The sequence below is a fragment of the Patescibacteria group bacterium genome (assembly GCA_041650995.1).
Taxonomy (GTDB): Bacteria; Patescibacteriota; Patescibacteriia; order XYB2-FULL-38-15; family XYB2-FULL-38-15; genus JAHIRI01.
Window position 1 is genome coordinate 319,205 of the sequence record JBAZJZ010000001.1, and the last position, 23,049, is coordinate 342,253.

At 41.3% G+C, this 23,049-nt stretch carries 26 protein-coding genes and 1 tRNA gene; 1 reads left to right on the forward strand and 26 read right to left on the reverse strand.

The window, feature by feature from the left end:
- Positions 1-16: 16 nt before the first annotated feature.
- From WC445_01800 to WC445_01915, 24 genes are all read right to left on the reverse strand, one after another.
- Positions 17-1,273 carry an ABC transporter permease gene (locus tag WC445_01800; protein ID MFA5128681.1) on the reverse strand — a complete coding sequence of 419 codons (1,257 nt, stop codon included), beginning with the start codon at positions 1,271-1,273 and terminating at the stop codon, positions 17-19.
- A gap of 1 nt (position 1,274) precedes the next feature.
- Positions 1,275-2,516, reverse strand: coding sequence for an ABC transporter permease (locus WC445_01805; GenBank protein MFA5128682.1), 1,242 nt, complete (start codon positions 2,514-2,516; stop codon positions 1,275-1,277).
- A gap of 4 nt (positions 2,517-2,520) precedes the next feature.
- Positions 2,521-3,252: an ABC transporter ATP-binding protein gene (locus WC445_01810; protein ID MFA5128683.1), complete on the reverse strand. Its 732-nt coding sequence runs from the start codon at positions 3,250-3,252 to the stop codon at positions 2,521-2,523.
- A 1-nt stretch (position 3,253) separates the two neighbouring features.
- Positions 3,254-5,122: an efflux RND transporter periplasmic adaptor subunit gene (locus WC445_01815; protein MFA5128684.1), complete on the reverse strand. Its 1,869-nt coding sequence runs from the start codon at positions 5,120-5,122 to the stop codon at positions 3,254-3,256.
- 49 nt (positions 5,123-5,171) lie between these two features.
- Entirely contained in the window at positions 5,172-5,411 is a 240-nt protein-coding gene (locus WC445_01820) for an AbrB/MazE/SpoVT family DNA-binding domain-containing protein (GenBank protein ID MFA5128685.1), read from the reverse strand.
- A 106-nt stretch (positions 5,412-5,517) separates the two neighbouring features.
- Complete coding sequence (locus tag WC445_01825; protein ID MFA5128686.1) at positions 5,518-5,748, reverse strand: DUF4342 domain-containing protein; 231 nt, start codon at positions 5,746-5,748, stop codon at positions 5,518-5,520.
- A gap of 15 nt (positions 5,749-5,763) precedes the next feature.
- Entirely contained in the window at positions 5,764-6,030 is a 267-nt protein-coding gene (locus WC445_01830; GenBank protein ID MFA5128687.1) for a hypothetical protein, read from the reverse strand.
- Between the two features lie 11 nt (positions 6,031-6,041).
- The gene (locus WC445_01835) at positions 6,042-6,623 is read right to left on the reverse strand and encodes a hypothetical protein (GenBank protein ID MFA5128688.1); all 582 of its coding nucleotides are present in this window, start codon (positions 6,621-6,623) and stop codon (positions 6,042-6,044) included.
- Between the two features lie 10 nt (positions 6,624-6,633).
- Entirely contained in the window at positions 6,634-7,098 is a 465-nt protein-coding gene (locus WC445_01840) for a hypothetical protein (protein MFA5128689.1), read from the reverse strand.
- Positions 7,099-7,140: 42 nt separating this feature from the next.
- Complete coding sequence (locus WC445_01845; GenBank protein ID MFA5128690.1) at positions 7,141-7,353, reverse strand: hypothetical protein; 213 nt, start codon at positions 7,351-7,353, stop codon at positions 7,141-7,143.
- Positions 7,354-7,517: 164 nt separating this feature from the next.
- A tRNA-Ser gene (locus tag WC445_01850) sits at positions 7,518-7,602 on the reverse strand.
- Between the two features lie 83 nt (positions 7,603-7,685).
- Positions 7,686-8,435 carry a thioredoxin domain-containing protein gene (locus WC445_01855; GenBank protein ID MFA5128691.1) on the reverse strand — a complete coding sequence of 250 codons (750 nt, stop codon included), beginning with the start codon at positions 8,433-8,435 and terminating at the stop codon, positions 7,686-7,688.
- A 65-nt stretch (positions 8,436-8,500) separates the two neighbouring features.
- On the reverse strand, positions 8,501-9,277 hold the full coding sequence (gene lgt, locus WC445_01860; GenBank protein MFA5128692.1) for a prolipoprotein diacylglyceryl transferase: 777 nt from the start codon (positions 9,275-9,277) through the stop codon (positions 8,501-8,503).
- Between the two features lie 7 nt (positions 9,278-9,284).
- Positions 9,285-9,962, reverse strand: coding sequence for a cytochrome c biogenesis protein CcdA (locus WC445_01865; protein MFA5128693.1), 678 nt, complete (start codon positions 9,960-9,962; stop codon positions 9,285-9,287).
- Entirely contained in the window at positions 9,955-10,482 is a 528-nt protein-coding gene (locus tag WC445_01870; GenBank protein ID MFA5128694.1) for a hypothetical protein, read from the reverse strand. Before WC445_01870 ends, WC445_01865 begins: the two co-directional genes overlap by 8 nt.
- Before the next feature lie 115 nt (positions 10,483-10,597).
- Complete coding sequence (secF, locus tag WC445_01875) at positions 10,598-11,503, reverse strand: protein translocase subunit SecF (protein ID MFA5128695.1); 906 nt, start codon at positions 11,501-11,503, stop codon at positions 10,598-10,600.
- Between the two features lie 34 nt (positions 11,504-11,537).
- On the reverse strand, positions 11,538-13,595 hold the full coding sequence (secD, locus tag WC445_01880) for a protein translocase subunit SecD (GenBank protein MFA5128696.1): 2,058 nt from the start codon (positions 13,593-13,595) through the stop codon (positions 11,538-11,540).
- An 85-nt stretch (positions 13,596-13,680) separates the two neighbouring features.
- Positions 13,681-14,067 carry a hypothetical protein gene (locus WC445_01885; protein MFA5128697.1) on the reverse strand — a complete coding sequence of 129 codons (387 nt, stop codon included), beginning with the start codon at positions 14,065-14,067 and terminating at the stop codon, positions 13,681-13,683.
- A gap of 29 nt (positions 14,068-14,096) precedes the next feature.
- Positions 14,097-14,399: a hypothetical protein gene (locus WC445_01890; protein ID MFA5128698.1), complete on the reverse strand. Its 303-nt coding sequence runs from the start codon at positions 14,397-14,399 to the stop codon at positions 14,097-14,099.
- Between the two features lie 6 nt (positions 14,400-14,405).
- On the reverse strand, positions 14,406-17,117 hold the full coding sequence (gene secA / locus WC445_01895) for a preprotein translocase subunit SecA (protein ID MFA5128699.1): 2,712 nt from the start codon (positions 17,115-17,117) through the stop codon (positions 14,406-14,408).
- A 7-nt stretch (positions 17,118-17,124) separates the two neighbouring features.
- A complete protein-coding gene (locus WC445_01900) occupies positions 17,125-17,667 on the reverse strand; it encodes an arginine decarboxylase, pyruvoyl-dependent (protein MFA5128700.1) in 543 nt (180 codons plus the stop codon).
- Positions 17,668-17,696: 29 nt separating this feature from the next.
- Positions 17,697-18,125, reverse strand: a complete 429-nt coding sequence (locus tag WC445_01905; GenBank protein ID MFA5128701.1) for an HPF/RaiA family ribosome-associated protein — start codon at positions 18,123-18,125, stop codon at positions 17,697-17,699.
- A 50-nt stretch (positions 18,126-18,175) separates the two neighbouring features.
- Positions 18,176-19,135: a UDP-N-acetylmuramate dehydrogenase gene (gene murB / locus WC445_01910; protein ID MFA5128702.1), complete on the reverse strand. Its 960-nt coding sequence runs from the start codon at positions 19,133-19,135 to the stop codon at positions 18,176-18,178.
- A 339-nt stretch (positions 19,136-19,474) separates the two neighbouring features.
- Positions 19,475-19,900: a hypothetical protein gene (locus WC445_01915; protein ID MFA5128703.1), complete on the reverse strand. Its 426-nt coding sequence runs from the start codon at positions 19,898-19,900 to the stop codon at positions 19,475-19,477.
- A gap of 125 nt (positions 19,901-20,025) precedes the next feature.
- Between WC445_01915 and WC445_01920 the strand changes: the two genes are divergently transcribed.
- Complete coding sequence (locus WC445_01920; GenBank protein MFA5128704.1) at positions 20,026-20,790, forward strand: KamA family radical SAM protein; 765 nt, start codon at positions 20,026-20,028, stop codon at positions 20,788-20,790.
- On the opposite strand, the gene murC is transcribed toward WC445_01920, so the two are convergent.
- Positions 20,782-22,158, reverse strand: a complete 1,377-nt coding sequence (gene murC, locus WC445_01925) for a UDP-N-acetylmuramate--L-alanine ligase (GenBank protein MFA5128705.1) — start codon at positions 22,156-22,158, stop codon at positions 20,782-20,784. The genes WC445_01920 and murC overlap by 9 nt on opposite strands.
- 124 nt (positions 22,159-22,282) lie before the next feature.
- The gene (locus tag WC445_01930) at positions 22,283-23,014 is read right to left on the reverse strand and encodes a class I SAM-dependent methyltransferase (protein ID MFA5128706.1); all 732 of its coding nucleotides are present in this window, start codon (positions 23,012-23,014) and stop codon (positions 22,283-22,285) included.
- Between the last annotated feature and the right edge of the window lie 35 nt (positions 23,015-23,049).

Sequence of the window (23,049 nt, forward strand, 5' to 3'; positions counted from 1 at the left end):
AAATTTTATTAAATTATTATTCTTTTTTAAGAGCAACAATCGGTTCAAGGCGCGCCGCGGCGCGAGCAGGATAAATTCCAGAAATTAAACCGACTAAAACAGAAACGCTAACTGCGAGAACAATATATTGCGGCGATAAATGAAATTGCCAGGCAAATCCCAAAGAATTAGCAATCACGCTCACAGCTAAGGAAATAAGCGTGCCTAAAATGGTTCCGGCCACGCCACCCAAAAAAGTTATACTAACAGCCTCTACTAAAAACTGATTTAAAATATCACGACTCTTCGCGCCAATGGCTTTACGCAATCCAATTTCAAAAGTCCGCTCGGCAACAGCAACATACATCACATTCATAATTCCTACGCCTCCGACAACAAGTGAAATACTAGCTAGGGCAAAAAGTAAAATTTTTATCGCGCCAGTAATTGTACCAAGTAACGCTAAACCTTCTGCCGCGGACATCACGGCAAAATCATCTTTTTTAGGATCGTCAATTTTATGCAATTCGCGCATTCTCGAGATAACATCTTCAACCGTAACTTCTGTGCGAGCAGTATCCTCAACTTGAATAAAAATAAATTGAATGTAATCTATGCCCAAAACTAATTTTTGTAAAGTACGCAATGGTAAAATGGCAATATCGTCAAAAGAAAAAACTCCGGCACTTCCCCTCTCTTTCATTACGCCAATAACCCTATAATTTTGTTTCCCAATTTTTATCCGTTTCCCAATAGCATCTTCATCACCAAATAAATTTTTCTTGATATTACTGCCAAGAACAACAACTCGCGCCAGACTTTTATCTTCCGCATCAGTGAAAAAACGACCCCTTTCTACTTCTCCGGAATCTATCGCGTCAAACGAAGATGTGACACCAAAAATTAAAGTTACTTTATTCTGATCTTTATAGGAAAAAACTGCCTGGCCGGTCTGCCCGGAATAAATATCACGGACATTGGCAAGTTTCTTTAATTCGTCCGCATCTTTTTCTTTTAGAGTAGTAACCGTGACGCCCTGCGCCATACCAGCCACGTTTTCGCTTGAGACATGCCCTGTTGAGGGAACTTTTACTTCTACTTCAATGTAGTCTGTTCCAAACATTGTCACTTGCCCAATAATAAAGTCTTCAATGGCTCGTCCAGCTGAAAGCACGACAATCACGGCAGTAATGCCGACTGTAATGCCTAAAACAGTTAAAATAGTTCTGAGTTTATGCCGCAAAAGCGCGTCAGTGGCAATATTGATCGGTGTTTTTAAAAAAGAAAAATTCATTTTATTCGTAGCGCAAGGCTTCAATCGGATTTAATTTTGCCGCCCGCCGTGCCGGATAAATTCCAAATACTAGTCCTATTAAAATGGAAATCGAGCAAGCAAGCAAAATTGCTTTGTAAGAAATTATAAGATCCCATTCGTAACCAAGCTGCCTGGCCACAAGAGCAACTAAAAAAGAAATCGAGATGCCAAAAATTATTCCGACAACCCCTCCGGACAAAGTGACAACAATCGCTTCGGCTAAAAATTGGCTTAAAATATTTTTATTTTTAGCTCCCAGGGATTTTCGCAAACCGACTTCCCTGGTCCGCTCCACCACGGCGATTAACATTATGTTCATAATTCCAATACCGCCGACTAAAAGAGATATCGCGGCAATAGCCGCTAAAAAATATGTCAGGGAATCGGTAATGGAAGAAAAAATTTCAAGAGCCTGAGTTTGCGCCCTGAGACTAAAATCATCAGGTTCATTTTTCTCAAGTTTATGGCGGTCACGAAGAAGCGCCCTGATGTCAGCCACGGCTCGGTCAACGTTTTCCTCGGAATCTATTTGAACTCTGGCCAAAGAAACGTAATTAACGCCCAACATTATCTTCTGCGCAGTCGAAATCGGAATGAAAGATAGGGCATCTTGATTTTCAAACATTTGCGTACCCTGTTTTTCCATAACGCCAATTACTTTAAATTCTTCTTTTTTTATTTTAATATTTTTTCCAATAGGATTATTATCTCCAAATAATTCTTCGGCAACATCTGATCCCAGCACAACTACCCTGGCCAGGCCCTTTTCTTCGTCCTCACTAAAAAAACGTCCGCTTGCTACCTCCGCGCCGTGCACTTTAGTATAACTCACCGTTGTTCCGACAAATGTTCCGTCATATTTTCTTTCCCGCCACTGGAAAGTTCCTACTCCGCGATTGTAATAAGTCACAGCTATGGCATTCGGGACATTATTGTTTTTCAAAATCGCGTCGAGGTCGGCATTTTTTAAAGTAGTATTAACAATTCCAAGCGCCGACGGCGGCGGCCCCTCTTCTTCCGACGCGCCTGGAAAAATTCCGATTAAATTTGACCCCATTCCCTTTACTTGATTTAAAATCAAACTCTGCGCTCCACCACCCACGGAAACAATAATGATGACTGAGGCAATACCAATAATTATCCCGAGCATTGTCATAAATGTTCGGGATTTTTTTGTTTTAAGTCCGATGTAAGCAATGCGAATTGTTGACTGCAAATCCATAGCACTATTTTATTAAAACATCTTCGTTTCTAGCAAAAAGGCGCTGCTTAACCTCCTCGTCTGCCTGAACTGTCCCGTCCATAACTTTTATAATACGCCGCGCGTGTTCGGCTGTATATTTTTCATGAGTGACAAGAATAATAGTTTTCCCCTTTTCATTCAAAGTTTGCAAAATTTCCATAACTAATTTTCCACTTTTAGAATCAAGGTTGCCGGTCGGTTCGTCGGCAAAAATAACTTCTGGCTCAGTTACAAGCGCCCGGGCAATAGCCACTCTCTGTTTTTCGCCGCCCGATAATTGATTAGAAAGATTATCCATGCGGTGGTATAGCCCGACTGCCTTAATCGCCTCAACAATAGCCTCGTGCTGATCTTTTATTCTCTTTTTTTCATCGTAGAGAAGCGGAAGGCGGACGTTGTCATACACGGAAGTTTTGGGTAAAAGATTGAAAGACTGAAAAATAAAACCTATCTTCTCGTTTCTAATTACGGCTAGTTCATCATCAGTAAATTGTGCTCCATCCTTACCCTCAAAAAAATATTGTCCGCAGGTTTGCCTCTCCAAAAAACCTAAAATCTGCATCAGAGTTGATTTTCCCGAACCGGACGGCCCCATAATCGCGACAAACTCCCCTCTCCTAATTTCAAGGTCAATGTTATGCAGAACCTTAGTGATTACTCCATCGTTATCGTATTCTTTGCAAAGATGAATAGTTTTTATAAGCGGCTGTTCCATATTAAGGTTTTTTCTCTAAAATAATAACTTTGTCTCCGACCGAGAGGCCCGAAATAACCTCTACCTCGCCTTCATCGCCGCGCAAACCCACCTCCACGTCTTTCTCTATCGGTTTGCCATCTACGAGAATTTTTACAAATTGTCTGCCATTTTCATCTTCTTCAAGCGCCCGATAAGGCATAGTCAAAACATTTTCCCGACTTGCTGTTAAAATATCGCAGTTTGCCGTCATGCCAATTTTTATTTCATAAGTTGATTCATCTATTTCCGCTTTAACTTTATAATAAACAACGTCTTGAATAACTGTTTCCGCCGGATAAACTAAAATTACCTGACCATTAAACTTGACACTATCAGGGTAGGCATCAAGCGTTATGGAAACTTTATTTCCAACTTTAACCTTGGCGATATCAGATTCGGGAATATCAACCTCAACATAAAATTTATTTTTTCCAAGCATAGAAACAACAGCCTTTGTTAAACTTAGCTGCTCGCCCACACTATAATTCACAAATGTTATTTTTCCATCAGTTGGAGCTTTCAGGATATAATCATCGAGCTGGCTTCTATAAAATTGGAGCGAAGCGCTCGCCTGCGCGACCTGGGCACGATAATAAGATACGTCTACTGTGCGTGGTGTGGCTGTTTTATAATCACGTTGGGCTTTAGCTAAATTATAAGAACCCAGGGCGCTATCCACAATAGCCTTTGAACTTGCGAGTTGAACATCTTTACTCGCCATAGCCGTGGAAAGATTTGTTCTCGCGGCTGTAAGAGTATTGTTAGCGGTATTTACTGCCGCCTGATAAGTATCAATCTGCGTTTGATAATTATTTTCCGCATTTAAAAGAGCCTGCTGAGCTGACTGAACCGCCGATAAGGCCGTAGAAATTGAAGTTTGATCTGTCTTAACATTTGTTTTTACTGATTCAATTGTCGTCAACTCTCCTGGATTGCCGGCCGCGGCCGTAGAAACTGCCGCTAAAAGATGAGAAAGTGAAGTTAAAATTTTATTCAATGTGGAACTGACCTGGCTCAAAGCCAAACGCACGTCATCTTTACTTTCAGTTATTTTTGCCAAAGCTAAAGTTGATTTGGCAATACCCGATTCATTAACAGCCATCGCCCTATCATTGTCGGCGGCGTAAATTTCTTGCTGATTAGCCGTAATGCCGCTTCTTACAATTGATAAATTATAATTGATGTTATTCAAAACTATATCACCCAAAAGTAAGTTTGTTTCCATGGCAACAATTGCGCTACTTCTGGAATTTACAACTGCCTGATCGTAATAAACTTTTGCGTTTTCCAAATTTTTCCAGCTATCAGCGAGCGAAGTCTCCGCCGAAGTTACGGCTTTTTCATAACCATCTATATCTTTATCCAATTTTGCCGCCAGGGCATCGTAATCGCGTTTAGCATTTTCATAAGCAATTTTGGCGTTATTAACTGTCTCTTCGGAAATTTTAATGTCTTCAGAGCTGGCCCCAGCTAAAATTTTATTTAAATTAGAAACAGCCGAAGATAAACTAGCCTGGGCTTGCGCCACCTGCGCCTGAGCCGCGCGATTATCAAGACGGGCTAAAACTTGGCCAGTCTTAACTTCATCGTCTTCGCTCACGGAAATCTCGGTCAGCGTTCCCGTTACTTTAAAATTTAAATCAATTTTTTCAGAAGTAGTAACCGCGCCTGTCGCCGAGACCGTCTGGCTTACGTTACTCATCTTGGCTTCTTCGGTAACATACTCAATTTTGTTAGCCTTCATCGCGGCATTAACAAAATATGAACCGCCAAGAATGGCTATAACTAAAATTATCCAAAAAGTCTTTTTTTTGACTAAAGACTGTAAAAAACTAAATACTTTTCCCATATAATTTATAAATAATTATTATTTACATTATTATATCACTAATATCTCTTCACGTCTTTTTATATTTTTTTATTTTTTTTAATACTCCCGTCATTTCATTAATAAGGGCATTAAATTTTTCTGGCTTAATCATGGCGACAATTTCATCATCGTGGGCGAAAACGAAAAATTTTTCCCCAGAATGGGTTTTCATCACAGATCGGACTTCCTTCGGAATGACAATCTGACCACGTTCTCCGACCGTGGTCACTCCATAAAATTTAAAATCGCTTGGTGAAAAGTGTGACATAAAATTTTATAATTAGATTTGAAAAGTATGATTTATCATATTTTTGATAATATCAAAAGAACCGCATCGTGTCAATACGGTTCTTGTGGATAAATTTTATAAAAAATTATTTCTTTTCAACTACTAAGGTACATTTGGTAAGTACGCCCGCAACGGCGCCGACAGCGGCTAAAATCGGAAGAAGAACTGCGCCAACCACGACAAAAGTGAGAGGAATTTCGATTATTGTCTCCCCTTTTTCACTTTTGATAATAATTTTTCGGGCGTTTCCCTCCTTGATAATTTCTTTAATTTTTTTCAAAATTTCTTCGCCGGAAATTTTAAATTCTTCAGTCATAAAAATACAAATAAATTATTTATGCTGTTTATTTTTTATGTCAAATTTAATGGTAATTATCGTTCCCGCAAAAGCTCCGAGCGCCGCTGGAATCAAATACCACCTGTTATCAACATAAGCCAAAACAACGAGGCCACCTAGAAGAACAATGAGCGAGGAAAAAGCCGCCGCGGAAATCGCTTTACCCTTGCTTGTTCGGCGAATATAAAAAACCCAGAGAACATCGGAGGCCGCAGTAGCCAAAAAAATTAAAATTACTTCAAACCAGTTAATCTCCGACATAATTAAATAAATTATTTTTTAGTTTCTAAAATTATCGTCTTTAAACTTAACTCGCCCTCGCCGACCTGAACTGATACCGGCCCGGGCGGCGGCATAAGGTCTGCCGGAAAATTACCCTGGTTAAAATAAATCACGTAATCACCCGGTTTGATTTTAAAAGTAGCGACTCCATCCGCGTTCGTATTTCTAAATCCCCCCTGAGGCGGCTGGCCAGTTTCCTTGGCCACATCAACTTCAATGTTAACCACGGGCGCGCCGTTCTGCCGCATGACGGTTACTTGTAACTCCGCGTCTCCACTGATATTTTCCGGCATCACACCGCGTCCTAAACTAAAAAGAAGAAACAACAGCAACAATAAGAGAACAACATCCAGTCTGAATCTTATTTTTGTCGTCACCAAAAAATATACGCTGACGGCAATTGATGGAATGGCAAAAACGACGAATGGCGACATTATATAAAAATACGCGACCGTTATAAAATCTTGGTTAGCTAATATCGGCGTAATAAAAAATAACCAAACCAAAATCAGCAAACCAAAAACGAATCTAGCATACTTGATGATTTTTACTTTCTGCTCAGACGAAATCATAAAATTAAAGTTAATGAATATTTTCCAGATTATTTTTAATTCTATCTGTTAAAAATCTAGAAAAAGCAAGATAATCACTTATTGTTCGGCTGTCCACAAAATCAGACCACAAATTTTCCAGGGCGATTTTATCCTGCTTGTCGGTTAATTTCTTAATTTGTGCTTCAATTTCCTCAACCTCAGAACTGCCAAGCGAGGCAACCTTTATGTCTCCTGCAACTAAAAAGGTTTCAGATGAATCCTTAAGGAGCGACGCGCTAAATTTTGCTTTTTCCAAACTCTGATCAATCAAGTTGCGAAGTCGATCCAATTCTTCTATATTTCGTTGTAATTCATTTTCTGTTCGTGCCAAATCGTCTCGCGTTATCGCTAATTTTTCTTTGTCCACTCCTCCCTGCCAATAAAAATAACCGGCAACAGAAATTGCTAAAACCGCGACAACAATCGCGATTATCAAGTAAATTCTTTGATTCATAATAAAATCGATTAACTTTATACCCGATTTTTAAAGACCACTCTACGCCCCAAGCACAGAGAATACTCTGTATGCCAAAAACGCCGGCCAAACTATTGCTTTTAATACTCCCAGCACACCCGCCCAAAAACCGTGTGATTGCTGTACAAAATAAACAGCCGTGCCAATTACGGTTAAAAAATAAAATCCACAAATTGAACCACGGGGACCACGCCATTTACGATAATCGCATTTTTCATTTTTTTCATTTTCCATAATTTTTTTATTAATAATTTTTCTACGTAATGTATATTTATCAAAACGGAGAGGGCGAGATTCGGGCTCCTCGGCGCAAGGTCGGCCGCAACGGGCCAGCGGTGTGAGTTCTCATCAAAACCCTCAATTTTTTTCAAATCTGCCAAAGGGCAAATTTGTAAAAACGGAGAGGGCGAGATTCGAACTCGCGATACCTTGCGGTATGCACGCTTTCCAAGCGTGTGCACTAGGCCACTATGCGACCTCTCCACATTTTACAATTTTAATCTATTTCTTTATAAAAATCAAACTCCCGCCAATCGCGGCGGGAGTTTTTATCGCTATAAAACCTATTATAAATAGCTATCAATAATTTGCTTAAATTGCTCATAAGGAACCGCTCCGCTCACCAACTCTCCGTTCACGAAAGTCGCGGGCGTACCTTCCACTCCGGCGGCTAATCCCTCTTCTTCTTCAGCGGCAATTTTACTCGCGTATTTTCCGGAATCTAAACATTCATTAAATTTCTTTGTATTCAACCCAAGATTTTTTGCTTCCGCTTTCCATTTATCCACGCCCATTGTTCCGGCTTCGTTAGCCGCAAATATTTTATCATACATTTCCCAAAATTTTCCTTGCTCGGCCGCGCATTCTGAAGCTTCAGCCGCTTTTTGTGCGTTCGCATGGAAAGAAAGCGGATAATGACGAAAAACAACTCTCACCTTATCGCCGTAATTTTCCATAATTTGGTCCGTAGTTTTTTTATGGTTTGCGCAATAAGGACATTCAAAATCAGAATATTCAATTAAAGTCACTTTGGCATTTGCGGAACCCTTCACGTGGTCATCAGAAGTCACGGCCGGCACTGGGGTATATGACACTTCCGTCGGTTCGTTCGCGACAGGCTGATTAACATTTACTACGGCGTTTGTGTTATTATTTCCATTCTCTTTAGCCAAATTTATCCCCTGCCCAGAAAAAGCCAAAGCAAAAAAACCAACTAAGGCGAATGTGCTCATCCCGGCGATTCCGCACATAAGTCCAAGAAAAAAAGATGTTCGCCGCGTTCCATTTACTAAGTCATTATTCATTTGATCATTCATAAATTTTAATTAAAAAAATTAATGTTTAATGAGTTAAAAAATTTTACTATAAATATCTGCCGCTGTCAAATTGCACTTTTACTATCAACTTTATTGCGGCGTTTTAATTTGTAAAATAACCAAATTCCGCCCGCCGACAAAATTATTGATAAATACTGCGCTAAGGTTAATCCAAGGTATCTCGGATCAGAACCGACTAAATCTTCTGCTCGAAAAAAATCCAAGAAAAAACGAACTGCTCCGTAAAAAATGGCAAAGGTTGAGACGTAAAAACCCGTGAACCGTTCTTTGCGCCGCAAAAATAAAAATATCAAAAAAATAGCTAGACCAAGTAGGGCGTCATATAATCCTAAATCATGGCGAACGCCGTCAGGAAAATTTACTCCTAAAAAAAATTCTGTTTTTATCCCAGGATGATCGTGAATTGAAAAGCACCCCAGTCGCCCGATAAAAAGCCCGAGTGGTAAACCGAAGGCCACTGCGTCGGCATATTGCCAAAAATCTAGTTTATATTTTTTTAAATAAATCACTGCGGCAAAAATAGCACCAAAAAATCCCCCATAAACCGACATTCCGCCGTGCCATAATTTTAAAATCTCAAGCGGCGCGGCAGAATAAAAATTCAAGTGTTCCACGACAAAAAATATTCGACCGCCGATTAAAGCAGACAAAATTATCCAAAAAGCTAAATCATAAATGCGATTGGCGTCCAGTTTTCTTTTCTTTAATTCAAAGTAAGCGACAACCATTCCGATAACAAAACCCAAGGATACAAAAATTCCCCAAACATTCAATTTCAGAAAACCCAAATAAATTGAGTGATATTCAAACCAAGGAATCATATTGACCTTATATTTTTCCTAAAATCATCAAAACGCCTAAAGCAAGCGCTCCTAATCCAAGAATTAACCTTAACCATTTCCTATTCTTGGTTCTCCACTCCTCAATCTGTTTCGCGGAAATACCGAAATAAACTAAGCCCAAAATAATAAAAAGAGGCAAGACAAAAATAAAATTATAAAGCAATAAATATGGCACAGCGGAAAGTTGCGTTTCCCGGCTCGCGAGCAGTCCCAAAATCGCGAGATATACTCCACCAGTGCAAGGCAGTTCAAAAGCAGAAACTAAAAATCCGAGAGCTACGGCCGCGGGAATTGAAGCCTTGCGCACATATTTTTCAATCAATGGCTTTTTTGATTCCGGAATTGCCAGAGTAAAGCCTTTTCCATACCAAAAAAAATCTTTAACATTAATAAGCCCGACAAAAATTAGAATCACGGCGGCAACTTTATACATAATCGCCGCGACGCCAAATGCTGTTAAGACTCTCAACAATCCCAGCCCAGCAAGAAAATAAACTATAAAAATTGTGGCGATATAAACCAAGCCGACCCGTAAAATTAATTTTGACGAGCCTAATGCAAGAAGATAGCCCAATAAAAAAATTATTACGGCAAAAGCGCACGGATTGATTGAATCAATCGCCGCTCCGCCAATAAGCGCTGGGATGGTTAAATTATCAAACATTATTTTTTATCTTAATAATAAAAAATGTAAATATAATGCCAAACGTTACAATTACGACAATTACTATCCATCCGACAATTTCGTTTTGGTTATTATTATTCCTCGGCTGGTTGGCATTTAAAGCCGAGTTAACATTGTTTTCCGCGGCGGCAAGTTTATCAGCTGGCGACAAGCAAGGTTCAAGAGAACATCTCTCCATGGCGCTTTTTAATTTTTCATAATTTTCACCAATTATTGCTTCATTGCCAATAAAAATAGCGGGCACACCATTGGAGGAGATTTTGTAGGCCGTGGCCATCTTTTCAAATAAATCTTGATTTTCTCGATTAAAATAAACTTCAAAATCTTTCACAACAAGATTTGGATAGTCAGTTTTTAAACCCTCCAAAAAACTTTTCATCTTGGCGCAGTGCTGACAGCCTTGGCCTTCAAAAAAATACAATTCTATGGAATTTGCCGCCGATCCAACTGTTGGTAAAACTAAAATTAAGAGAAAAACAATAAAAATAATCTTTTTCATATTCATCTATTTTATAATAAAAAACTGACTCAGTCAAACTTCCCAATCTTTTTAGTCCGCTATAATTAAAATAGCCCGCCGACTTGGCGAGCCATTTTTGTAAATCTACCAAAAATTACTTTCTTTTTCTTTCGGCCAATTCCTGCCAAACGACAAGCGCGGGGCTCGCGATGAAAATCGAGGAATAAGCGCCGAGGCCAATGCCGACAATCAAAGCCAGGGCGAAATATTTTACCGACTCCCCTCCCCAAAAGAAGATTGCCACGAGCGCGAGCAGGGTTGTCAATGTCGTGTTGATGGAACGCGCGAAAGTTTGATTCACGCTTTCATTCACAATTTTATCAAAGTTTTCATAATCTCCGCCGGCGTGAATTAAATTTTCTCGCACGCGGTCAAAAACCACTATCGTATCATTTACGGAGTAACCAACAATAGTTAAAATTGCCGCTACAAAAGCACTATTCACCTCCACTCCGGCAAAATGCCCAAGCACGGCAAAAAGACCAATCGGAATACCCACGTCGTGAAGCAACGCAAAGACGGCTATCACGCCATACTTCCAGGAAGCGACCGGTTTTGAAACTTTTCTAAAAGCCCAGGCAATATAAAGAATTATACAAATCAAAACAATCAAGATTGAGTACGTCGCTTTTGTCCGCAACTCCTTGCCAATCGTCGGTCCGATAGATTCAAATCTTTTTTCCTCTACTTCACCAAATTTTTCTCCGAGATGTTTTAAAATTTCTTGATGCCGAGCTTCATCAACTGACTTAAAACGTAAAAGCATGCCGTCTTCCCCTACCGACTGAATACTAACATTCTCCGCGCCAAAACTCGCAAGGTCAGAGGCTAAATCCGCGGTTGCCGGACGATTTACAAAAGACAATTCCAAAAGCGAACCGCCAGTAAAATCAATGCCAAATTTTAATCCCCAAATTGAAATAACCACAATGCTCGCCACGATTAGCGTGCCAGCAACAAGAAGCCATATTTTTCTGTGTCCAATTACGTTGAGTTTCATATTTGCGTAAGTAGATTAAATGCGTAGTAAATTTTTATTTTTTCTTGACCCCAAATATCCATGTTCCATGAAACCACGGCGCGATAAAGTTCAAAAAAGATCGCGTGATAAAGATGGCCGAAAATAAACTCATAATAACACCGACTGAAAGCGTCAAGGCAAATCCTTTAATCATGCTCGTGGAAAACCAAAATAAAACAAAACAGGAAATTAAAGTGGTAATATTGCCATCACGAATTGAGGGCCAAGCGCGTATGAATCCTTCATTAATCGCCGAGCCGAGCGGTTTTCCTAACCGCAATTCTTCTTTCATTCTTTCGAAAATCAAAACATTTGCGTCAACGGCCATGCCGACCGATAAGACAAACCCCGCGATGCCAGCCAAAGTCAATGTGACGGGGATCAATTTGAAAAGCGCGAGAACAAGCACGGCGTAAAAAATTAAAGATAGGGCCGACAAAAATCCGGGCAAACGATAATACAAAATCATAAAAACAATCACGGCTAAAAATCCGATTAAACCGGCAATTAAACTTTTTGTCACTGATTCTTGGCCCAGGGCCGCGCCAATTGTTTCCTGACTGATTAGATTGATCGGGACCGGAAGAGCGCCAGCATTCAACCGTTGTGCCAAAATTTTTGCTTCGGGAATTGTAAAGCTTCCGCTGATAATCGCGCTGCCATCTTTAATCGGTTCCTGAACGGTTGGAACGCTAATTGGTTCGCCATCCAAGAAAATCGCAACAAGCTTGCCAACATTTCTTTCCGTAATTTCACCAAATAATTCTTTCCCTTCGTCATTGAATTCCAAACCTACCTGCGGAGCGCTAGTATTCGGGTCAAACTGAACTTGAGCGCGCACTAATTGTTTTCCGGTAAGCCCGGTATAAATCCATTCTTCTGATGGAGGCACAACTTCTGATGAAGTTTTTTTATCAATCAAAATTCTCGAGACGCGATATTCTTTTACCGCCCGTTCATCGGTTTTATAAATTAAGTGATAGCCGAATTGTGTTTCAATCACATCGGAAATTTCTCCAACTTTCATGGCAAAAGTCGCTTCTTCAAACGGCTTTACCATCATGTCTTTTCCAAACCAACCCAAATCTCCGCCGGATTCCGAAGCGCCCGGTTCGCTTGAGTTCGCCTTAACTAAATCTATAAAATTAGCGGCTGTCGCTTCTGTTTTTAATTCATCAATTTTTTTCTTAGCGTCTTCTTTTGATAAATTTCCCGTGCAACTTTGCGCTCCTTCCCAACAGATCAAGAGATGATTGGCTTTTACTTCCTTTGAATCCTGCACGGCAACCAATTTTATGATGCCGATATATTCATCAGTTTCAATCAAACCGCTAACTCCTCCAACTTTTAATTTTGCCGCGTCATCATACCAATCCGCATAAACACCATCTTTTGTAATAAAGCCCAAATCGCCTCCAACGCTCTTTGTCGCTTCATCAGTGGAATACTCCTCCACTAGGGTAGCAAAATCCGCGCCCTTTGCCCGGGCTTTTTTCAAAGCTTCATTTGCCGTTTTTTTTGCCGTGGAATTATAATCATTCATTTCTTTTTTCTGTTCATCAGTTAAAATTTGCGCTGTTCCAATGTCTGGATTTTGCTCTTTAAATTCCAAAAGCGGCGTTTCGCCGATCATTTTAATGGCCTCTGACACATCTTTTATTCCAGCCAATTCAACAATAATACGCTGACTGTCTCCAGCACTCGTTGTCTGGACAACCGGCTCGGCCACGCCAAACGCGTTCACGCGGCGTTCAATCACGTCTCTCGCACCTTCAAGCGCGTCGTCGCGGTCTTTATCTGGAATTGCCGAAGTGTCGGCTTCGTAAATCAAATGTGTTCCGCCTTGTAAATCCAACCCGAGGCGAAATGGTAATTTATAAAATTCCGGCAAAGCAATGCCAGTAGTTTTTCTAAGCCAATTCACGCCCTGATCATAATATTTTGGATAATCCAAAAATCCGGCCAAAACTGTAATAGCTAAAATTAAAATGATAAGCCACCAAACTTTAGCTCTGGCGGTCGTAAATAACTTCTTTCCCGCGTTCGCGAAGAATCTTTTGATTTTGTTCATAGATTAAAAAAATTATCCTCCTTGTGGATATTTTATGAGTTTAGCGCAAGTTGATTGAAGTGTAAAGGATCGCTGGCGTGAAAGGTTAGTAAAATATTTCAAAACCCTTAGCCTCGGCCTCACCTGCTCTTTGGGGATTATGAAATCTGGAAAACTTAACTTCACCATTGCGCATAATCATCCATCGGTTCCACCCTCCATTCCCGTAAACAGAATAAACTGCATTTCCCGATTCTTCGGGTTCCTTTCCTTCGCTTCTCAATTCCTCGTCAAACGCGGCCAATCTTTTTAAATGTTCAATCGCGCCGCGAGTCGTGTAATCTGTCTTTTTACTATTTTGATCCTTATTAAACCAAGCCTCGCCTTCCACCTCGGCCATAGCGCGAATAGTTTCTTCGTAGTTTGTTAGAAGATTAAATTTTGCTGGCCGTTCTCTTTCTTCAATTTTTCCTTCTGATAATTTTTCTGGCATATTTATTTTATTTATTTCCCGCAACACTTTTAACTTCTTAATATCGCCCCAAGGGAAATGATTTCCATTTTATCGTAGCCACTCAATTCTTGAATTATTTCTTCCGTAAGTTCGTCGAAAAATTTATATTTGATCTTCAGTTCATTAATACCGCCTGTTATTTTCTTGACTGACATGATCCTTACTTCTAGACCCCACTCTGTTTTTAAAATATCTCCTTCCTTGAACTTTTCATATTCGTTGCTAACTCGAATTGTATAAACAATCTTTCCGTTATTAAGTCTGGATTTAATACTATCCCATTCATTTTTGGGAAAACTTATTATGTTCATACACAATTATCTCCCGCAACACTTTTTGTATTTCTGCCCGCTGCCGCAGGGACACGGATCGTTTCTCCCGATTTTTTCTCCCTCAGCCGTGCGAGGTTTGGCTTTGATGTCGGCCGGCGCATTGCGACTGTCGCCTTCTTTTGCCGGCGCGGATAATTTTATACCCTGGCGTTGCATCAAAGATGGCGCAGTTTTTGTTTCCAAGCCAACTTTATAAACATTATAAACAACTTCTCTGTTTATAAAATGCATCAACTCCTGGAACATTCTATATGTTTCTTTTTTGTATTCAACAAGCGGATCGTGTTGGCCATAGCCGCGGAGGCCAATGCCAGTACGTAAATAATCAACCGCGCTCAAATGATCAACCCAAAGAGAATCAATCGCCCGAAGTGTCATGGCACGTTCAATCTGGCGCATAATTTTTTCTCCGTCCTGATTTATTTTCGCCGCCTGCTCGGCAATACGTTTTTCCAAATCTTCATAAGCCTTTCGCGCGAGTTCCATTAAATACTCAATAATGCGAGTGCGAACCGCAGCGTCGTGCATTTTGTCACCAGCCCATCTCTTAATATCGTCCATTTTGATGCGCGCTTCCGGCGGCATCGGGAAAATCGTGCTGACAACTTCATAAATTTCTTCCAAATTCCATTCCCCTTCTTGTTCTGACGCAGTATGAAATAAAACAACTTGTTCAATTTCATCTTCAACCATTTCCAAAACTTTGGTCTTGCTATCTTCGGCCGCCAAAATATCCCGCCGTTTTTTATAAACTACTTCACGATGCTTATTTAAAACATCGTCGTAATCAAGTAAATGTTTTCTAATATCAAAATTACGGCCTTCCACGCGGCGCTGCGCTGACTCAAGAGAGCGGGAAACCATTTTATTTTCAATCGGCATATCTTCCGGCATATTGAGCCGTGTCATCAAACCTTTCAGCCGATCGCCGGCAAAAATTCTCATCAAATCATCTTCAAGCGAAAGATAAAATTGCGACGAACCGGGATCGCCCTGACGTCCGGCACGGCCGCGCAACTGATTATCAATTCGACGGGATTCGTGCCGCTCGGTGCCAAGAATGTGGAGGCCGCCCAATTCGCGAACTTTTTTTGCTTCTTCCGGATCGGCCGGGTTTCCACCTAAAATAATATCCACGCCGCGGCCAGCCATGTTTGTCGCGACAGTCACAGCGCCTTGCCGCCCGGCCTGAGCAATAATTTCCGCTTCTTTTTCATGATGTTTAGCATTCAAAACCTGATGCTTCACACCTTCGCGTTCCAACATTTGGCTTAAAATTTCATTTTTTTCAATGGAAATTGTGCCAACCAAAACCGGCTGTCCTTTTTCATAGCGCTCTTTTATTTCCCGAACCACGGCTGTAAATTTTCCTTGCTCTGTCCGATAAATTCTGTCGGCCAAGTCTCCGCGGATCATTGGCTTGTTGGTCGGAACAGAAACTACTTCCAACTTATAAATTTTGGAAAATTCTTCCGCTTCGGTTAAGGCAGTACCGGTCATACCGGCCAATTTTTTGTAAAGCCTAAATAAATTTTGAAAAGTAACCGTGGCTAAAGTTTTTGATTCTTCGCGAACGCGCACGCCTTCTTTGGCTTCAATCGCCTGATGTAAACCTTCGCTATATCGCCGGCCAATCATAAGGCGTCCGGTAAATTCATCAACAATTATTACTTCTCCCTCGCGCACGACATAATCTCTGTCGCGCTTAAATAAAGTTTCGGCGCGCAAAGCCTGTTCAATGTGATGAACCATGGTAATTCCGCCGGCCGTATAAATATTTTCCACGCCGAGCCATTTTTCCATTTTGGCAATGCCCGCTTCGGTCAATGTCGCTGCGCGCATTTTTTCATCAATATTATAATCTTCCTTTTCTTTCAAACCGCGCACAAGATTGGCAAATTTAGCGTAAAGATCTCCCGACTCCTCTGCCGGCGCGGAAATAATCAAAGGAGTCCGGGCTTCATCAATCAAGATACTGTCAACTTCATCAATAATCGCGTAATTCAATTCCCGCTGTACCATATTCTCCAAACTCGTCACCATGTTGTCGCGCAAATAATCAAAGCCAAACTCATTATTTGTGCCATACAAAATATCCGCGGCATAAGCTTCTTTTCTTGAAACCGGTCGCAAAAATTCTTGGACAACCTTAAAGCTGGCTTCCTGGCCGCTCTCTTCCGCCGTGGCTTCACCTTTATATGTTGAGTCGTATAAAAACGCCGCGTCGTGCTGAATACAGCCGACGGATAAACCCAGGGCGCCATAAACTTGCCCCATCCAAACCGCGTCTCTTTTTGCCAAATAATCATTAACTGTAACAACGTGCACGCCGCCGCCCGTAAGCGCATTCAAGTATACCGCCAGAGTAGCGGTCAAAGTTTTTCCTTCACCGGTTTTCATTTCAGAAATTTGTCCGCGATGCAAAACCACGCCGCCGATTAACTGAGCGTCAAAATGACGCTGACCCAAAACTCTCTTCGCTATCTCGCGAACTACGGCAAATGCTTCAGGTAAAATATCATCCAGGGTCTCATCTTTCCCGAGCCGCTCCTTAAAATCCGCCGTCATCTTTCTCAATTCTTCAAAAGAAAACGACTCGAATTTAGATTCGAGTTCGTTTATTTGCCGGATAATCGGCATTATTTTTTCTATTGTTTTTTTATTTGGATCACCAAAAATCTTTTGAAGTAATGGCATAAAAAAATTAAGGAACTAATACCGCCGCGGAAATCACCGTCGTCCACAAACCATTTTTGTCTGCCACGGCTGATTGCGTAATATTTGTTGTTTTAACTATTTTTCCGCTGACTTTATAAATTTGTTCTCGCTCATCCCAAGCTCTATCCATATCAAATTCAACGCCAAGAGTTGAGGCAAGCATGGAGGCAGCTAAGTCTTCGGCGTAATCACCGGCTTTTTCTTCCGTTTCGCCAAATGAATGATGTTCGGAAAGATATCCATAATGCGAAGTATCAGCCGGAACAGCCAGACCGATTGAGGCGGCTAAAAGGCGGTTTGGCTCATTTGTTTCGTTACGGGCCATTACACAATAAACGATTTGTCCAGCCTTAAGTTCGGCCAGCCCATTGGCTTTTTGAACCATTTTGGCTCCCGGCGGAAAAATACTTGAAACACAAACAATGTTAAATTTTTCAATTCCCGCGTCACGAAGCGCGGCTTCAAATGATTGAAGTTTTTCTTTATGTTTACCAACTCCTTTGGTAAAAAAAACTTTACTTGGAACCATTTCTTTAAAATTATGAATTAATTAATAAATTAAATTCCTTCTTCCCGTTCTCGTTTTCCTTTAATTTCTTCGTCTCTCGGTCGCACGCCTTTTGCTACAACCGTCATTCTCTTCGCCAACCGCCCTCCCCTTTTCACCTTCGCATCCCTGGCACCTTTATAAGATTTTATCTGCCTCTCCAATTCTTTTTTTATTTTAACAATTGCCTGGCGCAAATCTTTGTGTGTTTCTTCCGCCCGCAAAATTTTTCCTGGCAAACGGAGATCAGTTTCTGCAAGATAAACCATGCCTCCGGTTTTGTGGTGCTTCGTCGTCCGCGCTACTTCTACCCACGCCTCGGCCACGCCGTCGGCATCATAAGTCGGAATAAACTTTGCCAGGCCACCGATTTTTTCATCAACAAAAACACTGATGCTTTCTATCGGCTCTAGGTTCGTCCATTTTAAAGTAATTTTCATAAAATAGCAATAAATTTATATTAAAGCATTATAACACTTTTCAATCATCACTAAAATCCAACATACTCCACTTCTTCCTGCAATTGCACGCCAGTCTCGTCGCGGACTTTCATTTTTACCAAACTCGCGAGGGCAATGACATCAGCCGCCGTCGCGCTCCCCGCGTTCACAATAAAATTGGCGTGCTTTTCGGAAATTTTCGCTCCACCGATCCGCTTTCCCTTTAAATCACATTGCTCAATAAACCAAGCAGCGGGAATTTTTCCTTTTTGAATGTAGTCGGTCGGCACATCTTCGTGCGTATGTTCTTTGATAATTTTTATAATCTCCTCCGTCACTTCCACATTTTTAAAAAAAGATCCGGCGCTTGCATCAGTCGGAATTTTCCCGTCCCGCGCCGCGAAAATTTTATCCATCTCTTCTTTAATTTTATTTTTATCACCCGGAACTAATTTAAAAACCACTTTCAAAACAATCCCTCCTTCTTTTTTAAAAATACTTTCCCGATAACCAAACTTGCAATCTTCTTTTTTATATTTTTCAACTTTCAATTTTTGATTTAACACTTCAACTTCTTCTACCGCGTCACTCGTCGCCTTTCCATACGCTCCGGCATTTCCCCGCACCGCCCCGCCGACCATTCCCGGAATCCCCGCCGCCCATTCCAGTCCGCTCAAACCATTTTCCGCCGCCGCGTTTACAATTTCCGCGAGTTTCACTCCGGCCTCGACTTCAATTTTAGTGTCTTGTATTTTGTATTTTGTATTTTGTATTTTAATTATTAAACCATCAAAACCTATATCCGCGAAAAGCACATTACTTCCGCCACTCAAAACAAAAATTTTCAAACCCAAATCTTTCGCCGCCTTTACCGCTTTTACAATTTCCTCAGAATTTTTTGCGACAAAAAAATATCTGGCCGGTCCGCCGATTTTAAAAGTGCAGTGATTGGATAGGGGTTCATTTTCCAAAACTTCCTCGCCCAATTTTTCCCGCAATTCTTTAATCATATTTCTAATAAAGTTTACCAAAAATAACAAGTAAATACAAGACCATCATAACAGCCTAAAGGCTGTCAGTCCGTTATTGGGGAGTGACACCCTTTAGGGTGTTAATTAAGTCCTCACTAAAGTGAGGAGTCCGTTGAAATTGGAGTCCATTATAACAGCCTAAAGGCTGTCAGTCCGTTATTGGGGAGTGACACCCTTTAGGGTGTTAATTAAGTCCTCACTAAAGTGAGGAGTCCGTTGAAATTGGAGTCCCGACTTTAGTCGGGATTTTGTCTTAAATAAAAAAACCCGCACCAGCCGAACTCCAGATGAACCGGAATTGACCGATGCGGGCGTACTTCACTCCTTGTCTTCGCGTGGCTCGCTCTTCGGGAAGAAGGCGAGAATTTTCTTGAGCACCTCCCCTGCCTCTCGTCGGGATTCTTCGTACTGTCTGTCGCTCTGGTCCGGCTTTTTCTCGAGAACAAACTCACCGCAAGCGGGGCAAAGCCAGCCCACAATAATCGTCTGGACGCGAAAGAGAGGGATCCTCGTAGCCCTGTCCTTGGCCAGAGAGAATTCGAACATTCCCCCGCCGCATTCATGCGCCTTGTCGGACGGGTTCAGGTTGCAGCGAACGTTTTCTCTGCTTTCGTCGTCAACAGATCCCGCGTAGAGACGACGACCGCGCCGAAGAGAAAGATCAGTGCGGCCGGTCAACATGAAGACCAGCCATGTGCTCCAAATACCCACCAAGGCGCCAACCACCAACGAGGTCATGTCCATGGGTTTTTCTCTTTCTACCCGAATGCCAATCCACTAACTGACTTTATAAACTAACATGATTTTAAAAAATTGTCAAGAATTTTAAGCTTGTCTTAAATCACAATCTTCTATAAACTTTAAATATCATGAATCATAAAAAACCTGAGTCCGACGATCCGTTGGCCGAAAAAAAATATTCGCCGGTTCGAGGGATTGTCCATAAATATCCTGACCGCGTGATTTTTTGTCCAACCTTCGCTTGTCCCTCGCGTTGTTCTTTTTGTTTTAGAAAAAATCTTGTTGATGGCAAAAACGGACGGCTTTCCGAAAAAGAAATGGCCGCGGCAATTGATTATATTAAAAAAGATAAAAAAATACGCGAGGTAATTTTGTCCGGCGGCGACCCCTTATTTTTGAATGATAAAACTTTGTCGGATATTTTAAAAAAACTTCACGCCATTCCGCATGTTCGGCTGCTGCGAATTCACACCCGGATCCCAGTTACTCTACCCTCACGTGTCACAAAAAAATTAGCGGCCATTTTAAAAAAATCAAAACCGCTTTGGGTTGTTGTTCACATAAATCACCCGAAAGAAATTACGCCGAAATTTAGGGAAGCCGCCGCCAAATTCAAAGTAGTCGGCATTCCCCTTCTCTCTCAATCGGTTTTACTTCGCGACGTAAACGACAACGCCGAAACTTTAAAAAAATTATTTTACGGACTCGTGAAACTCGGTATCAAACCTTATTATCTGCACCAATGTGATCCGGCACGAGGCACAAAAAAATATTGGGTTTCAATAAAAAAAGGTAAAAAAATAATGCGCCAATTGCGCAAAGAAATTTCCGGAATTTGTCTTCCGACTTATGTCCAAGACTCGCCTCATTGCGGCAAAACGCCACTATACTAATTTTTTCAACAACAATTCTCCAACTCGCCAAACGTCTCCCGCGCCCATTGTGATTACCACATCTCCACTTTTCACTTCTTTCGCCAAAAACTCCGCCGCTTCAGAAATAGTCGAAATATAGAGAGCATCCTTGCCCTCTTTTTTTATTAATTCAACGAGCTCGCCGGAACTTACTCCGCCGGCGACTTCGCGCGCCGAACCATAAATATCAATCACAATTGTTTTATCAACCGCGCCAAATGATTTTGCAAAATCAGAAAGCAACGCTTTAGTTCTTGTAAAAGTGTGCGGATGGAAAACGCACCAAATTCGCCGGCCAGGATATTTTTGCCGCGCCGCTTCAAGCGTTACTTTAATTTCTGTTGGATGATGACCGTAATCGTCAATCACTAAAACGCCGCCCGCCTCTGCTTTTATTTCAAACCGCCGAACCGCGCCTGAAAATTTTTCTAATGCCTCGCGAATTTTTTCTAAATCAAAACCCAACTCTCTCGCCGTGGCGATTACCGCCAAAGCGTTTGCCACATTATGATTACCGAATAACTGAATTTTAAAAATCCCATGCGATTCGCCATATTCCAAAACTTCAAATTCCATTCCGCAGACGCGCGCTAAAATATTCTCTGCTCGCCAGTCGCCAGCTGTCAATCCATAGGAAATTATTTTACACTTTGCCGACTTAGAAATTTCTAAAACACTTTTATCATCCCCGCACGCTACCAAAAATCCGTCTACTGGAATTTTTTCCACAAACTTTCTGAAAGCATCATTATATTCTTCTGGAGTTTTGAAAAAATCCGGATGATCATATTCCGCGCTCGTCAAAATTATTGCCCGCGGATCAAAATACAAAAATTTATTTTGATATTCATCAGCTTCAATAACAACATACTTTCCTCCGCCAGCCCGGGCGTTTCCTCCGAGTTGCGGCACCGCCGAACCAACAATCACCGTTGGATCCGCGCCCAATTCCCGCAAAACAAATCCGAGCATTGCCGTGGTTGTCGTTTTTCCGTGCGTGCCAGAAATCGCGATCCCAAAACCTTCTTTCAAAATTTGTCCGAGCGCCTCCGGATAACTTAAAATCGCAACTCCACTTTTCCGCGCCGCGGCCAATTCCGGATTTTCTTCAGTATAAGCCGTGGAATAAATTACTAAATCCGGTTTTTCCGCCGCTAAATTTTTTGCATCAAATCCTTCATAAAATTTTATTCCATTTTTCGCCAAAACTTCGTCAGTAAAAAACTTCTCATGCGTATCGGAACCAGTAACTTCCGCTCCGCGCAATTTAAAAACTTGGGCAATCGCGGTCATGCCTACGCCCTTTATGCCGATGAAATAAATTTTCTTGGAATCTTTTAAATTCATCTCTCACAGACTGTCATTCTCGCCCCGCATCAAGTGCGGGGTAAACTCCAGCGGGAATCCAGGAATAGGAACTGGATCCCCGATCAGGTCGGGGATGACAATATTATTTTGATTTTTCATCCTATCACTTTTTCGCGATTGTGACAATATTCTTCCCGTTCCAAAAATGCGCTTTTTTATCATCAATTGAATAAAAATTTTCTAAAATTTCAAAGCCTGATTCTTTGACGAGACGTTTCAATTCCCGTAAAGTAAAAGCGTGAACATAGCGTTCGGCCATAACCTTACCGGTTTCAGAACTCTTCCAAGGAACCGAGGCATCGCCAAAATCCAAATCGCTCCGGCCTAATAATTTTAAAATAATATTTTTCGTGACAAGCATCAGGTATTTTTTTCGGAATAGTGCCCAGTTGGTCATAATTAAAAAGCCGTTTGGCGCAAGAACCCGGCCGACATTTTCCAAAACTTTCTTGCGCAAATCCCGGGATGGTATGTGGTGCAAAGTGGCAATCAAAAAAACCACGTTATATTTTTCACCTTTCCACCAATCCAAATTTATCGCGTCGCCCAATAAAAATTTCCGAGATGCGTTTTCACCCCATCTTTTTTTAGCAAGATCCAAAAGTTCTGACGAATTATCAACGCCGGTATAATCGATTGACTTATCTTTTAGAACCTCGTACAATCTTCCATTGCCGCAACCCAAATCAAGCACACGATCGCCCGACCCTAAACTTTCGGCAAAATCACGCATCTCATCCCAAAATTTTTGTCTTTTTGCCGAAAACTGAGGCGCGATAATCGCGTAATCAGTCTTAACTTTATTTAATATTTTTCCCGCGACTTCTTTTTTCATTTTAATTATTGCCTGAGCTTGTCGAAGGCCCTTCG

Excerpts from the sequence above, each read along its gene's own strand:
- WC445_01825 (MFA5128686.1), bottom strand. The coding sequence starts at position 5,748 with ATGACTGAAGAATTTAAAATTTCCGGCGAAGAAATTTTGAAAAAAATT.
- WC445_01835 (MFA5128688.1), bottom strand. The coding sequence starts at position 6,623 with ATGATTTCGTCTGAGCAGAAAGTAAAAATCATCAAGTATGCTAGATTC.
- WC445_01845 (MFA5128690.1), bottom strand. The coding sequence starts at position 7,353 with ATGGAAAATGAAAAAAATGAAAAATGCGATTATCGTAAATGGCGTGGT.
- WC445_01815 (MFA5128684.1), bottom strand. The coding sequence starts at position 5,122 with ATGGGAAAAGTATTTAGTTTTTTACAGTCTTTAGTCAAAAAAAAGACT.
- secF (MFA5128695.1), bottom strand. The coding sequence starts at position 11,503 with ATGAAACTCAACGTAATTGGACACAGAAAAATATGGCTTCTTGTTGCT.
- WC445_01930 (MFA5128706.1), bottom strand. The coding sequence starts at position 23,014 with ATGAAAAAAGAAGTCGCGGGAAAAATATTAAATAAAGTTAAGACTGAT.
- WC445_01805 (MFA5128682.1), bottom strand. The coding sequence starts at position 2,516 with ATGGATTTGCAGTCAACAATTCGCATTGCTTACATCGGACTTAAAACA.
- WC445_01900 (MFA5128700.1), bottom strand. The coding sequence starts at position 17,667 with ATGGTTCCAAGTAAAGTTTTTTTTACCAAAGGAGTTGGTAAACATAAA.
- WC445_01865 (MFA5128693.1), bottom strand. The coding sequence starts at position 9,962 with ATGTTTGATAATTTAACCATCCCAGCGCTTATTGGCGGAGCGGCGATT.
- WC445_01920 (MFA5128704.1), top strand. The coding sequence starts at position 20,026 with ATGAATCATAAAAAACCTGAGTCCGACGATCCGTTGGCCGAAAAAAAA.
- WC445_01870 (MFA5128694.1), bottom strand. The coding sequence starts at position 10,482 with ATGAAAAAGATTATTTTTATTGTTTTTCTCTTAATTTTAGTTTTACCA.
- WC445_01830 (MFA5128687.1), bottom strand. The coding sequence starts at position 6,030 with ATGTCGGAGATTAACTGGTTTGAAGTAATTTTAATTTTTTTGGCTACT.
- WC445_01820 (MFA5128685.1), bottom strand. The coding sequence starts at position 5,411 with ATGTCACACTTTTCACCAAGCGATTTTAAATTTTATGGAGTGACCACG.
- secD (MFA5128696.1), bottom strand. The coding sequence starts at position 13,595 with ATGAACAAAATCAAAAGATTCTTCGCGAACGCGGGAAAGAAGTTATTT.
- lgt (MFA5128692.1), bottom strand. The coding sequence starts at position 9,277 with ATGATTCCTTGGTTTGAATATCACTCAATTTATTTGGGTTTTCTGAAA.
- WC445_01890 (MFA5128698.1), bottom strand. The coding sequence starts at position 14,399 with ATGAACATAATAAGTTTTCCCAAAAATGAATGGGATAGTATTAAATCC.
- secA (MFA5128699.1), bottom strand. The coding sequence starts at position 17,117 with ATGCCATTACTTCAAAAGATTTTTGGTGATCCAAATAAAAAAACAATA.
- murB (MFA5128702.1), bottom strand. The coding sequence starts at position 19,135 with ATGATTAAAGAATTGCGGGAAAAATTGGGCGAGGAAGTTTTGGAAAAT.
- WC445_01885 (MFA5128697.1), bottom strand. The coding sequence starts at position 14,067 with ATGCCAGAAAAATTATCAGAAGGAAAAATTGAAGAAAGAGAACGGCCA.
- WC445_01915 (MFA5128703.1), bottom strand. The coding sequence starts at position 19,900 with ATGGACATGACCTCGTTGGTGGTTGGCGCCTTGGTGGGTATTTGGAGC.
- WC445_01840 (MFA5128689.1), bottom strand. The coding sequence starts at position 7,098 with ATGAATCAAAGAATTTACTTGATAATCGCGATTGTTGTCGCGGTTTTA.
- WC445_01855 (MFA5128691.1), bottom strand. The coding sequence starts at position 8,435 with ATGAATGATCAAATGAATAATGACTTAGTAAATGGAACGCGGCGAACA.
- WC445_01810 (MFA5128683.1), bottom strand. The coding sequence starts at position 3,252 with ATGGAACAGCCGCTTATAAAAACTATTCATCTTTGCAAAGAATACGAT.
- WC445_01905 (MFA5128701.1), bottom strand. The coding sequence starts at position 18,125 with ATGAAAATTACTTTAAAATGGACGAACCTAGAGCCGATAGAAAGCATC.
- murC (MFA5128705.1), bottom strand. The coding sequence starts at position 22,158 with ATGAATTTAAAAGATTCCAAGAAAATTTATTTCATCGGCATAAAGGGC.
- WC445_01800 (MFA5128681.1), bottom strand. The coding sequence starts at position 1,273 with ATGAATTTTTCTTTTTTAAAAACACCGATCAATATTGCCACTGACGCG.